Annotated in this window: 10 protein-coding genes; 4 read left to right on the plus strand and 6 right to left on the minus strand. The window is 44.9% G+C overall.

The window, feature by feature from the left end:
* A complete protein-coding gene (locus L0659_RS09400; protein WP_235125659.1) occupies nt 1–1,554 on the minus strand; it encodes a VCBS repeat-containing protein in 1,554 nt (517 codons plus the stop codon).
* 234 nt (nt 1,555–1,788) lie between these two features.
* Here L0659_RS09400 and L0659_RS09405 point away from each other — a divergent pair, with 234 nt between their 5' ends.
* The 3 genes from L0659_RS09405 to L0659_RS09415 all read left to right on the plus strand — a co-directional run bounded on the left by L0659_RS09405 (nt 1,789) and on the right by L0659_RS09415 (nt 10,508).
* Nucleotides 1,789–5,034, plus strand: coding sequence for a SusC/RagA family TonB-linked outer membrane protein (locus L0659_RS09405; protein WP_409018896.1), 3,246 nt, complete (start codon nt 1,789–1,791; stop codon nt 5,032–5,034).
* A 66-nt stretch (nt 5,035–5,100) separates the two neighbouring features.
* The gene (locus tag L0659_RS09410; RefSeq protein ID WP_235125660.1) at nt 5,101–6,846 is read left to right on the plus strand and encodes a RagB/SusD family nutrient uptake outer membrane protein; all 1,746 of its coding nucleotides are present in this window, start codon (nt 5,101–5,103) and stop codon (nt 6,844–6,846) included.
* A 92-nt stretch (nt 6,847–6,938) separates the two neighbouring features.
* Nucleotides 6,939–10,508, plus strand: coding sequence for a VCBS repeat-containing protein (locus tag L0659_RS09415; protein WP_235125661.1), 3,570 nt, complete (start codon nt 6,939–6,941; stop codon nt 10,506–10,508).
* Between the two features lie 57 nt (nt 10,509–10,565).
* Here the strand turns inward: L0659_RS09415 and L0659_RS09420 are convergent, their stop codons facing one another.
* The 5 genes from L0659_RS09420 to L0659_RS09440 all read right to left on the minus strand — a co-directional run bounded on the left by L0659_RS09420 (nt 10,566) and on the right by L0659_RS09440 (nt 12,495).
* Nucleotides 10,566–10,970 (minus strand): Hsp20/alpha crystallin family protein, encoded by a 405-nt coding sequence (locus tag L0659_RS09420; protein ID WP_235125662.1) that lies wholly within the window; start codon nt 10,968–10,970, stop codon nt 10,566–10,568.
* Nucleotides 10,960–11,169 carry a hypothetical protein gene (locus L0659_RS09425; protein ID WP_235125663.1) on the minus strand — a complete coding sequence of 70 codons (210 nt, stop codon included), beginning with the start codon at nt 11,167–11,169 and terminating at the stop codon, nt 10,960–10,962. The genes L0659_RS09420 and L0659_RS09425 overlap by 11 nt, the downstream gene beginning before the upstream one ends.
* A 3-nt stretch (nt 11,170–11,172) precedes the next feature.
* Entirely contained in the window at nt 11,173–11,433 is a 261-nt protein-coding gene (locus L0659_RS09430; protein WP_235125664.1) for a hypothetical protein, read from the minus strand.
* Between the two features lie 130 nt (nt 11,434–11,563).
* Nucleotides 11,564–11,935 carry a poly-gamma-glutamate biosynthesis protein PgsC/CapC gene (locus tag L0659_RS09435; RefSeq protein ID WP_235125665.1) on the minus strand — a complete coding sequence of 124 codons (372 nt, stop codon included), beginning with the start codon at nt 11,933–11,935 and terminating at the stop codon, nt 11,564–11,566.
* Nucleotides 11,936–11,946: 11 nt separating this feature from the next.
* Complete coding sequence (locus L0659_RS09440; RefSeq protein ID WP_235125666.1) at nt 11,947–12,495, minus strand: RNA polymerase sigma factor; 549 nt, start codon at nt 12,493–12,495, stop codon at nt 11,947–11,949.
* Nucleotides 12,496–12,912: 417 nt separating this feature from the next.
* On the opposite strand from L0659_RS09440, the gene L0659_RS09445 reads away from it, so the two are divergent.
* A complete protein-coding gene (locus tag L0659_RS09445) occupies nt 12,913–13,278 on the plus strand; it encodes a hypothetical protein (RefSeq protein WP_235125667.1) in 366 nt (121 codons plus the stop codon).
* The last annotated feature ends 43 nt before the right edge of the window (nt 13,279–13,321 follow it).

The raw sequence follows: 13,321 nt of genomic DNA on the forward strand, positions 1-13,321 counted from the left end.
TTATTGCGGCGTTCCAGGCAGTGTTTTGTTTTCAAGCACCACATAGGGCACATGCACATCCCAGGTTGGTTTTAAACTTTCCTGGTTCAGAAAACCTTTTGAAAAATTACCCAAAACAATGTCGTCATCACCATCGCCGTCATAGTCTTCCACATCCATACAAATCCATCGGCCGTTTTTGTCAACTGGCACGGCGTGAGGTTCGAAGTTGGGCTTTTGCTTAGGCGTTGCGCCTGTTTGTTCAAAATATAAAAAACCTTCTTCCGGCTTTTTCTGAAAATCTGCAAAAAAGGCGATGGTAGCAATATCCATGTCGCCGTCTTTATCAAAATCGGCAGCCATGGCTTTTGTACAGCCATTGATAGGATAAAAATAGCTTTGCCTGAATGTCAGATTTTCTGTTTGTTCAAAAATATAAAGGCCGTGGTAAGGTTTCAAAATCCGCGAAAAATCGCTATTGTCGCCCGCTGTGTAAACAATGTCGGGCTTCCCGTCCTGCGTAACATCAACAAATTGAAAGCTGCTTGAACCATACACAGAAGGAAACCGAAGCACATTCTTTTCAGTAAAACCACCTTTCTGATCATTGATAAAAACCCAGATTCCTTCATCTGCGTGCGCAAAAAGCGTCATAATGTCGGGCCAGCCATCCGCATTCAGGTCACGTATATAGCTTTGCGTTGCCCCCGGCATTTCCCTTACCACGACCTTTTCAAACTTGCTTTCAGCTGCTTGCTTGCCGGGAAGCTGTTTCAGGATATATAATCCGCCACGGTTATGCCCGAATGCACAGACCAGGTAATCCTGTAACCCATCTCTATTATAGTCAATAGGCAGGCTTTGGATAGGGCGGATGAGGTCATGCGATATCATCTCAGCCTTCGCGCCGGCTTTGTTGTTCATTGTAAATATCTGTCCTTTCGTAATGTCGAGCGCACGCATGCCGCCCATGCATGTGATCGCCATTTCAGGATTTTTCGGCGTAGGAAAACAAATGTTGATGGCTGAGGATGGAAGTGTGGTAATCAGTTTTCGCGTTTTCAACTGGTCAGAAATATACAACCCAGGATTTTCGAGATCGCTGGTGTAAATGCGTTGTTTGGAGGAGTCAATTGCAACCAATAATGTACTGCTGACGGCAGACAATTCGACTTTGGGCTGCTTTAATTCAAAACCGGCCCAATCACGCGTTTGTTTGTAACCGTTAGGAACTTGTAAAGTGTCCGGTGCAAGGGTTTGATAATAATGTATAAGCTTGGTCCAGTCGGCAGACGAGAGCGCGGACTGCTGGTGATGCAAATAAATATTTCCTTCCAACACTTCAATGCCGAGCTGCTCCGCCATAGCCGGTAACACGCCGTTTGTCCAGGTATTTTTGTCCAAAAGGGCTGGATCCGGGAGCTGGTGGCAGTTTGAGCAGTATTTTTCAGCCAGTGCTTTCCCTTCGGCAAGCGACTCCTCGGAGCCATTTGTTCTGCAGGAAAGATTACAAAGGCATAGAAAAGCGGAAATCTGGAAAAAGTAATATTGAAGCCGTGGGCAGTTCCTTAGCATCTGGGTGAAAGTGGGTTGAGACGTCGAAAATACTAAGATTGTACAATAAGCGGCCAGACGATTTATATGCAGTCGTGTAAATAAACACCCTAAAATCGGTTATGTATGACATTATTTTATCCTTTTATAATACTATTATTTCATTGCAGGAAAATATTAACCAGAAACAACCAATAATTTGTGGAAATAATCATAGATTTGAGCGCTTAATAATTATTAACCTAACCGAGTATTATGAAAAGAATCTACAAGATCTCCGGTAGGGGTATCTTCTTCTCCCTCATGTTAAGTTTCGCAGCAATTGTTGCAATCGCACAAGAACGTAAGGTAACAGGAAAGATCACAGACCTCGCCGGAACAGGCATCCCCGGAGCTACGGTCGTTGTGAAAGGAACGCAATCAGGAACTAACACGAACACTGATGGCGACTTCACGATCAACGTGGGGAATGGCAGCACTTTGGTAATCAGCTTTGTTGGTTACAAAACAAAAGAAGTTCAGGTGGGCAACCAGAGTGTCATCAACATCCAGATGGACGATGACATTTCGGCGCTGGAGGAGGTTATCGTAACGGGTTACACCATCGATAGCAGAAGAGAAACAACAGGTGCGGTTTCAACAGTTAAATCAAAAGATTTGACAGCAACACCATCCGGTAACGTTGAACAGCAGTTACAGGGCCGCGTTGCGGGTGTGACTGTAATTACAAACGGTCAGCCTGGAACAACCAGCCAGATCCGCGTAAGGGGTTTTGGTGCTTTTGGTGGTAACGAGCCATTGTATGTAGTTGACGGGGTGCCAACAGGATCAACGGATTTCCTTAATCCGGATGACATCGAAACAACAACCGTTTTGAAAGATGCAGCGGCCGCTTCTATATATGGAGCGCGTGCAGCGAACGGTGTAATTGTTTACACAACTAAAAAAGGAACGAAAAAAGCCAAAAAACTGAGCGTTACTTATGACGGTCTTTTCGGTGTAACGACGCCTGGTAAAGGCCAGACAATGCTTAATCCGCAAGAACAGGCGGACTGGACATGGCAGGCAATCCGGAATGATGCATTCCAGGGTGACTCACTTCCAAAATTCACGAACATTGCAAGCGGACAGTATGGCTCAGGCGATAAGCCGGTTTTGCCAGACTACATTAACGTGGGCGGTAAGACAGGTGTAATTGGCGAAGTTGACCTTGCAGCTGAAAAATTGAAATACAATGTAGATCCAAACCGTGGTTCTATCTATCAGGTGGTTAAAGCTAACAAGCAAGGAACAGACTGGTATGATGCAATTACGCGCAATGCGCCTTTGCAGAGACACTCGCTTGGATTTTCAGGCGGTGGTGATAACAACCGTTTTTACGCGGGTTTCAGTGTTCAGGATCAAAAAGGGATCATGATCAACAATGGTTTCAAGCGTTATGCTTTCCGTGTGAATACTGAATTTGATGTATTGAAAAACCTGAGAATCGGTCAGAATGCACAATTTACTTATCTGCAAGTGCTAGGCCAGGATGGTGGATCAGGCGGACAAGGGGTTGCAGCGAACGAAAACGACATCCTGTTTGCATTCCGTATGCCTTCGATCATTCCGGTTTATGATGAATTCGGCGGATATGCAGGAACATCTTCAAAAGGATTTAATAATCCGCAAAACCCGGTTGCACGCAGGGACGGTCTCGCTAACAACGCGGGTTTCGCAGGAAACGGATTCGGTAATTTCTACATTGAACTGGACGTTCTCCCTGGTTTGACATTGCGTTCCAGCGTTGGTGCGCAGTACAGCAACAGCGCATCAAGAGGTTTCAGCAGGTTACAATATGAAAACTCTGAAAACAACTCGGCATTTGGTTACAACGAAAGCTCGGGACACCGTTTTAGCTGGACATTAACCAACACGGCCAACTTCAAGAAAACTTTCGGATTGCATAATCTGGACGTGATCATTGGTCAGGAAGCATTGAACACGGGCGTTGGTAAAAATCAGAATTCATCTGGTTTGAACCCATTCTCGACGGATATCAACTACATTAATATGAATAATGTTGGTTCCAAGCAAGTTTTCAGTGATTACTACAAAGGAGTTAACTTCTACTCACTGTTTGCCCGTGCCAACTACACATTCAATGACCGCTACATTCTGACAGGGGTTGTTCGTCGCGATGGTTCTTCACGTTTTGGAGAAAACAATCGTTACGGGGTGTTCCCGGCATTCTCCGCAGCATGGAGAATTTCTTCGGAAAACTTCATGAAAAGCATTCCTTTCGTTACAGAGCTTAAACTTAGGGGTGGTTATGGTTTGATGGGTAACTCTAATAACGTAGATCCAAACAACCAATACAGCTTATACGGAGCAAGCCTGGGTCAGTCATCTTATGACTTGAACGGAACGAATTCAAGTGCGTTGGAAGGTTATTACAGAACGCGTATTGGTAACAAAAGCGCGAAATGGGAAACCAGTATCACCAAAAACATTGGTATTGACGGAACATTCATGAAAGGCAGGCTGGACATCATCATTGACCTTTGGCAAAAAGACACCAAGGACCTTTTGTTCCAGGTGCCGATCACTGCAACTGCTGGTTACGATGCTGCTGCTCCTTCTGTTAACGTTGGTAAAATGTCAAACAAAGGAATTGACTTGCAGATCATCAACCGCGGCCGTATCACCAATGACCTTGGTTATGAAGTGAACTTCACTGCCGGTATTCTTAAAAACAAGATCGAATCGCTTGCACCAGGCATCAACTACCTGACTGTTAACCCTGATTTCCGCGGTATTAAGCCAATCAGAAACCAGATCGGTTATGCAATCTCATCTTTCTACGGATACAAAGTAATGGGTCTGTTCAAGGACAAAGCGGAAGTTGACGCTGCACCAGCGCAGGATGGAAAAGGCCCTGGCCGCTTCCGTTATGAAGATATCAACGACGACGGCGTAATCAATGCAGACGACAGAACTTACCTTGGAAGCCCTGTTCCGAAGTTCACAGGCGGTATCAACCTAAAATTCACTTACAAAGGATTTGATGTTGAAACTTACATGTACACTTCGATCGGAAACAAAATCTTTAACCTATCTAAATGGTTCACAGATTTCTATCCATCATTTACAGGAGCTGCTGTTAGTGACCGTGTGAAAAACTCCTGGTTGCCAACAAACACGAACACGGATACGCCGATCTTCGAAAGCACTTCCAATTTCAGTACCAACACGCAGGCAAACTCATTCTATGTTGAGGACGGAACATTCTTCCGTATGCAAAACATTACATTGGGTTACACATTGCCAGGAAACATTCTCAGCAAAGTTAGAATGTCCAAAGTGCGCGTATTTGCTTCTACCAATAACTTGTTCACAGCTACCAAATACAAAGGACTTGATCCGGGTGTAGGTGGTAATGCAGATACAAACTTTGGTATCGATGTAGGTAACTACCCGATCACAAGAAGCTACACATTGGGTATCAATTTAGGTTTCTAAAATCGAAGAAACAAAAGTCTTATTTCACAACATCGGTTTAGACAGATTTTGATAAAAATGAATAAAATGAAAAACAATATTTCAAAAAAAGGGGGATTAGCACTGTTGTTAGTGATCATGCTGGTCGGATACTCCTGTAAAGAAAGTTTCCTGACGATTCCAGCAACAGGACAGCTGGATGAAGGGCAGCTTTCAACCAAAAAAGGGATTGAAGGTGTGCTTGTATCAGTGTATGGCCAGCTTAACGGACGTGCAAACAGGATGGCCAGCGCCAGTAACTGGGTGTGGGGCAGTATCCGCGGAGGTGACGCCAACAAAGGAACCGATCCAGGGGATTTCAGTGATATCAACCCAATCCAACGCTTTGAGTATCAGACCACCCAGGGTGTAATTTTGGATAAATGGAAAGGAAACTACGAAGGTGTGGCGCGTGCTAACCTGGTTATCAAACTGTTAGGCGTTGCCCAAGAGGACGTTACAGAAGATGACAAGAAAAGGATCGGCGGAGAAGCGCGCTTCCTGAGAAGTCACTACTATTTTGAACTGAAAAGAGGATTCAACAATGTTCCTTTCGTTGACGAGACGAAGGATTATGGAACAGGCATTGAATCAGTTCCTAACACAGTGGAAATCTGGCCATTGATCGAAGCAGACATGAAGTTTGCTTATGAAAACCTGCCGGAAACACAAGGAGCTGCGGGTAGGGCCAACAAATGGGCTGCTGCTGCATATCTTGCGAAAATCTACATGTATCAGAAGAAGTATACTGAAGCAAAAGGACTTTATGACCTGATCATTGCGAACGGTAAGACAACGAATGGTAAAAAATACGGTCTGGTTCCAAAATTCCAGGACGCATTTAAAGCTTCCAACGACAACAACTCAGAATCAGTTTTCGCGATCCAGGCTGCTGCTAACACAGGAAGTGTGAACAATGCAAACCCTGAATTTGACCTTAACTGGCCTTACAACACGGGTCCTAACGGTCCTGGGAACTGCTGTTCTTTCTTCCAGCCAAGCTTTGAGTTGGGCAACTCTTTCCGTACAGATGCAAATGGACTTCCTTACCTGGACGGCTCATACAACACAGCCGGAAAAGAATTGAAAACTGATATGGGCTTGAAATCTTCTGACGCTTTCACGCCGGATGCAGGTCCTGTTGATCCACGTCTTGACCACTCTATCGGTCGTCGCGGTCTTCCATTCCTTGACTGGATCGATCACCCGGGTAATGACTGGATCCGTAACCAGCCTAATGCAGGTCCTTATACGCCTAAGAAATATGCGTATTACAAATCTGACATTGGTTCTTTACAGGATAACAGCTCATGGACGCCTGGTTACACAGCGATCAACGTGAACATTATCCGTTTTGCCGATGTGCTTTTGATGGCTGCGGAAGCAGAGATCGAGGTAGGATCATTGGAAAAAGCCAGGGAGTATGTCAATCTGGTTCGGACACGTGCTGCAAATCCTGAAAGCTTTGTAAAACGCAAAGACGGACAAGTTGCTGCTAACTATGTGATCAACACTTATAAAACGGCTTTTGCAAGCAAAGATGCAGCCCGCTCCGCGGTTCGTTTCGAAAGAAAACTTGAACTCTCAGGCGAAGGCCATCGCTTCTTTGACCTGGTACGTTGGGAAATCGCTGATTCGGCTATCAACGCTTACCTTTCTTACGAAGGCAAAAAGCTGAGCGGAGCTTTGGGCGGAACGAAATTTACAGTGAAGAAAAACGAATTCCTGCCAGTTCCTCAGGAGCAGATTGACTTGCTGGGTAAAGACATTTTAGTGCAAAACCCAGGTTATTAATACTTTAAGAATTGCTTAAAAAAAGGAGGTGGTATTCGTTTACCATCTCCTTTTCTTAATTTTGAGATGTTCCCCACTTTTGTTGTTTTCAAATGAAGTCAATTTTACCCCCAAAGTATCTTTTAGCTGCACTCCTGGTTGCAACCCTGCTGGCGTCCTGCAACAAAAAACTGAAAACATTTACCCAGCTCGACAGCGATGAAACGGGCATTCAATTTGCCAATCGCATCGCGGAAAATGACACCATGAACATTCTGGCGTTCGAGTATGTGTACAATGGCGGAGGCGTGGCGCTGGGCGATTTCAATAATGACAGCCTGCCCGATGTTTATTTTACAGGAAACTCGGTTGAAAACAAATTGTATCTTAATAAAGGCGATTTCAAATTTGATGACGTGACCAAAAAAGCCGGTGTGGCTGCCAAAGATAAATGGTCAACCGGCGTTGCACTGATTGACATTAATGGCGATAATCTGCTGGATATTTACGTGTGCGCTTCCGTTCGCAAGGTCGCGAAGGAACGTGAAAATTTGCTTTATGTAAATCAGGGGCTTGATGAAAATAAGGTTCCCATTTTCAAGGAAATGGGCAAGGAATATGGAGTTGCAGACACTACGCACACAACCAACGCCGCTTTTCTGGATTATGACAATGACGGCGATCTGGATCTCTTTCTGCTCGTCAACGAAATGGACGACAACACTTTCCCTAATAAATATCACAAGAAGATCGTAGACGGTTCATCAAAAAGAACAGACCGGTTATACCGCAATGATTGGGATGAAAAATTGAAGCACCCCGTTTTCACCAATGTATCAAAAGAAGCCGGGATCCTCATTGAAGGTTACGGCCTGGGGTTGAATGTAACGGACATTAATCAGGATGGTTATAAAGACATTTATGTTACCAATGATTACCTGACCAATGACCTGCTTTACATTAATAACGGAAACGGAACATTCACTGATAAGGCACCGTCCTCATTCAAGCACACTTCGCATTCTGCAATGGGCAATGATGTTGCCGACATTAACAATGATGGTCTTGTGGATGTAATAGCGGTAGACATGATGCCGGCCACGAACCGCAGAAAGAAAATGATGACGCCGGCGAACAGCTATGTTACTTACCAGAACAATGAGCTTTTTGGTTACCAATATCAGGTTGCCAGGAACACATTGCAACTTAATTTAGGCTCGGTGGATGGCAAGAGTAAAAGCCCGGTTTTCAGTGAAATTGGTTTGCTGAGCGGCATAGCGGAAACGGATTGGAGCTGGACGCCTATGGTCACGGATTTTGACAACGACGGCATGCGGGACATGATCATCACCAATGGTTTTCCCAAAGACATCACCGACCTCGATTTCATTGCTTACCGGAACGAAGTGTCGAGCGTGATGGAGCCTATGATGATGCTGGACTACATTCCAACCATTAAGATTTCCAATTTTGCATTCAAAAATAAAGGAAACCTTCGTTTTGAAGATGTCTCCGAACAATGGGGCCTTGAAACAGCCAGTTTCTCCAACGGGGCGGCATATGCCGATCTGGATAATGACGGCGACCTCGATTTTGTGGTAAACAACATTAACGATTCAGCATTTGTTTACCGTAACAACAGCATTCAGATCAAGCCGGAGGAGAGTAATTATTTACGTATAGCATTCAAAGGAGCGCGTTATAATAAGGCGGGCATCGGGGCGATTGCGGAGATTATTTATGCTGACACGGTGAGACAGATTTCCGAGAACTCGCCTTACCGCGGTTATCTTTCAACCATTGAGCCATATGTACACTTTGGTCTTGGCAAAACCAGGAAGATAGATCATGTAAAAGTAACATGGCCAGGCGGTAAGTCGCAGATTATGAAAGATGTAAGAGCGAACCAGGTGCTTACATTCAACGAAGCCGACGCGAAAAATACCATTGAATCGCATCAGAACGAAAATTCAGAAACTTCCCTGTTTACAGACATTTCATCCAAAATAAACCTGCCATACAGGCATCAGGAAACGGACGTTATTGATTTTAATATACAAAAATTGCTTCCGCATAAAATGTCACAGTTTGGCCCGGCTATGGCAGCTGGTGATGTGAATGGGGATGGGTTGGACGATATTTTCATTGGCGGCCCAATGCACTTCAAAGGCCGGTTCCTTTTGCAGCAAGCCAGTGGTAAGTTCCAGGTTACGGACTTGCTTCCTGGCCTGGAAGGCATTACCAAGGACACCGAGGACATGGGTGTCTTGTTATTCGATGTCGATAATGATAAAGATCTGGACCTGTGCGTGGTTAGCGGCAGTTATGAAATACGCGCAGGCGCGCCGGGGCTCAAAACATTGCTTTATACCAATGATGGAAAAGGGAAATTCAGCCTGGATACGGCCGCATTGCCCCAGTTCCTGGTGAATGGTTCGTGCATAAAGGCAGTGGATTATGACAAAGACGGCGACCTGGATCTGTTTATTGGCGGCAGGGTGGAGTCGGGGGCATATCCAAAGCCCGTTTCCAGTCACATTCTCCGGAATGATACACAAAGCAGCACTGTGAAATTTTCAGATGTAACCAAGGCTGTCATCCCTGATCTTGTCAACATTGGCCTGGTATGCGACGCCTTATGGACTGATTATGACAATGATGGCTGGGTTGATTTGCTTGTTGCAGGAGAATGGATGCCAGTTACTTTTTTCAAGAATAATAAAGGAAAATTTGCAAAAGCGGCGTCAGGATTGGATGATAAGAAGGGCTGGTGGGGAAGCCTCACAGCCGGCGATTTCGACAATGACGGGGATATGGATTACATAGCCGGAAATTTGGGGATCAATTCGCTCGCGCGCGCTTCCGAAAAGCAGCCTGTAAGCATGTATGCCAAAGATTTTAACAACGACGGTTATTTTGACGCTATACCAACCGTTTACTATCGCGCAGACGATAAAACGTATAAAGAATTCCCATACAACACGCGCGACGATATGGGCAAGCAGATCATTCAGGTGCGCCAGCGTTTTCAGGAATACAACAAATTTGCGCAGGTGAGCTTACCCGAAATTTTAAAACCCGAAGAGCTCAAAGATGCCTTGCACGTGAGCGCGACCTGGATGAAAAGCAGTTACATTGAAAACCTGGGCAATGGTAAATTCGCGATACGTGAGCTCCCGGTCCAGGCACAAGTGGCACCGATTTTCGGAATGATCGCGGATGATTTTGATCAGGATGGAAACCTCGATGTGCTGCTCACGGGAAATGATTACGGATCGGAGGTTTCGGTGGGACGGTACGACGCGTTTTATGGGCTTATCTTAAAAGGCAACGGTAACGGATCCTTCAAGCCTACAAGCTTGGCGGAAAGTGGTTATGCGTCCATGGGTAATGCCAAGGGGCTGGTTAAACTGGCATCATCAGGCAATAACTGGATCACTGCCACCTCACAGAATCGCGACTCCATTCGATTCCACCAGATCCGTAAGGAAACGGCAAAGATCACCCTAACTCCGACCGAAACAACGGTATTGTTAAAACTGAAAGGCGGAAAGACCAGACGGGAAGAGCCGGGATACGGTTCGTCATTCCTATCTCAATCTTCCCACAACTTATTCCTGCCCGCCTATGCCGAACAGGCAACGGCAATAGACTCTAAGGGAAATAAACGAACATTGAAATAAGGGCATAAAAAAAGCCTCTGCCGGAAATGCAGAGGCCTTTTGCTAAACAGCGATTGATCAGCTGATCCTGATCTCCTGCGCCGGTTTTTCAGATCCCGGAATGATTGGCAGGTTCAAATGGAGAATTCCGTTGTTGTACTCAGCCAAAATGTTGTCTGAGTCCACAGTCTCATCAATGACAAACGAGCGCTCGAACGAAGCCTTGCTGAATTCATGGCGGATCCAGTTCCGGTTGTCTTCTTTTTCATGGATTGATGTATAAGCAATGGTCAGCTCATGACCTTTAATGCTGATTTTAAAATCCTCCTTCGCCCGGTCAGGGGCAAAGACCATCAGTTCATAGTTGGTGTCATTTTTGACTATGTTAACCGGAACCCGATAATTATGGCTCCCGCCAAACTGCTTTCCCGAATATTCATGGCGCATTGCATGCCCACGGTGTCCAAATCTGTTATTGCACATTGTCTTGTTGATTTTTAGGTGATTGAAAATGACTATCGCCGCAGTCCCTATGCCCGTAATGTCCCCATCCGGGTCGGCCCCATCCGTGGCGGCCCCATCCGTGCCGATCTTGGAAACGGTCTCCTACTGTGAAGTGTAAACTTGCTGCGGTGATCAGCGCTACGCTAATCCCTAGCAGCATTCTTGTTCCTCTTTTCATGGCTTATATATTTTTTGGATTTTGATAAAATGGGTCCCTTAATCCTTCTTTTCCTTCATAAAATCGCGGGTTTTCCGGGCCGCTGAAATACGGGTCGTAATGTCTCCACCTGTGATATCCGCGGCGTCTTCCTGCAAAGAGCCGGAAGATCAGACCGATGAAAAGGAAGAAGAAGAGCGCTTTGAAAAGCAGGAACGGGATCAGGAAAAGGGCGATCCCTCCCAGGATGCCGCCGGCGATTGTTTTGAGAATTTGACTAAACATGGCTTTTAGATTTATATAAGTGAAATGCACACAAATGGTGTACATCATCGCAGACGGCTGATCTGAACAATTACTTTAAAGATTTTGAAAAAAATAAAAAACCCAGCTTTGTGGGCTGGGTTCGAAGTATTTATTCATTTTCCGGCGGTTTTCCGCAACGTCGCCGCCATTCCTGCTTGAACTTCTTGCGGTCTTCGTCACTCATGTCCATCCACTTATTTCTCCATGCTGCGCCGAAGCCAGGTCCGCCTTCGCCGGGGAAGTTTCCACCAAAACCGGGCTTACGCCAGCGGCCCGGACCGCCGCCAAAATTCCCAAAAAGAATCCTGCATAATACGATCAATCCGACCGCCTGCCAGTAGGATATCGGGTTGGTGTTCAAAAGCTCTGGCAAAATGGCATTCCATAACCAACGCACAATCGCGCCCAGCAGGAGCGCAGCTGCAAACCCGAAAACGGGAAACATCCAAAAGCGCTTCTTATATGTATGTCGCTGATTCATGATAGACAAATTTAATAATTTACAAATTCCTGATATACGCTTTCCAATCTTCGTCGCAAATGCTGGACAGCATAACGTTTCCTTGAAATCAATGTTTTGATATTTTCTCCCGTTCGATCCGAAATTTCCTGGAAAGTCTGGTCTTCCAATTCATTCCAAACGAACACCTGCCGCTGATTTTCGGGCAGCTCGGCCAATGCGATGCCCAATTGCTCCCAGAAAAGCTCTCTCATATAAACGGTTTCAGGGTTTCCGTCATCGGCTAGCAGGATGTCTTTGAAATAAAACTCGCCTTCCTCGTCTTCATACCCGTAATCTTCCAGCGAATCCGGTTTTTGTTTCCGGTATTTGTCAATGATGCGGTTACGCGCCACCCGGTATAACCAGCTGCCGATCTGCTCAATGGCCTCAATTTCGGGCACACTGCTCAGCTGAAACCAAACATCCTGCAAAATATCCTCAGCATCCTCATCCGTATTCACCCGTTGCCGGATAAACCCCATGAGCTGCTTACTATAAGACGCAACGGTTTGAATGATATTTGGCCTTTTTTCCGACAAAGTGAAGGTTGAAAATTGGTATTAATAGGGCAGACGGATATCAAACGAAAATACTTTAAATCGACCAGTATATTATGTGTATGTTAACAGCAATCCTTTATGAATGGTTATTATTAGAAAAGTGCAAATGGTATGTTAATGTCGGTTAGAATTTGACGTGTCAAATTTTAAACTACTTGTTGCACTTTTGCTATAAACATAGGATTATTCTAATAAGATTAGATAACAACGAAAAGAACTTTAACCAACTGAATATTTGCTTGTTGCATTCTATTCATAATGTTATCTACATTTACATCATCAAACAGCACAGAACATGAGTGCAGTACAAGTTTGAGATTGATTAGGAATATCGAGTTAGTTTAATATCTGAAAAGTACAAAAAGTAAACTCAATCAAAACATTAACATTAGAAACATGAAAAAGACAATTTTGACAATCGCAGTTCTGTTGGGAGTATCAGCTGCTAATCTTACTATCGCCGCAGACAAGAATAAAGAAAATAACGCTTCTATTGAACTGGTTTCAAACAGCGAATTGAAGTTCAAACTGACGCTTGATTCAGTTAAAGAAAGATCTTCATTGGTTATCAAAGATTTCAACGGAGACATCGTTTACAGCACAGCGCTTCCAAAATCTGAGAACTACTCAAAAATCTACGATCTATCCAACCTTGCTGATGGAAATTACAGCTTCATTGTGAACAATGGCGGCGAAACTTCTGCAAAACCATTTGTGATCGCTACGCAAACAAAACGTCTGGTTACAGCAGTTGTTAAATAATATCAACGGACCTTCCTGCAAAAAGGGCTGTCACGATCGTGAC

Origin of the sequence: Dyadobacter sp. CY347 (assembly GCF_021502655.1) — a bacterium.
GTDB lineage: Bacteria > Bacteroidota > Bacteroidia > Cytophagales > Spirosomataceae > Dyadobacter.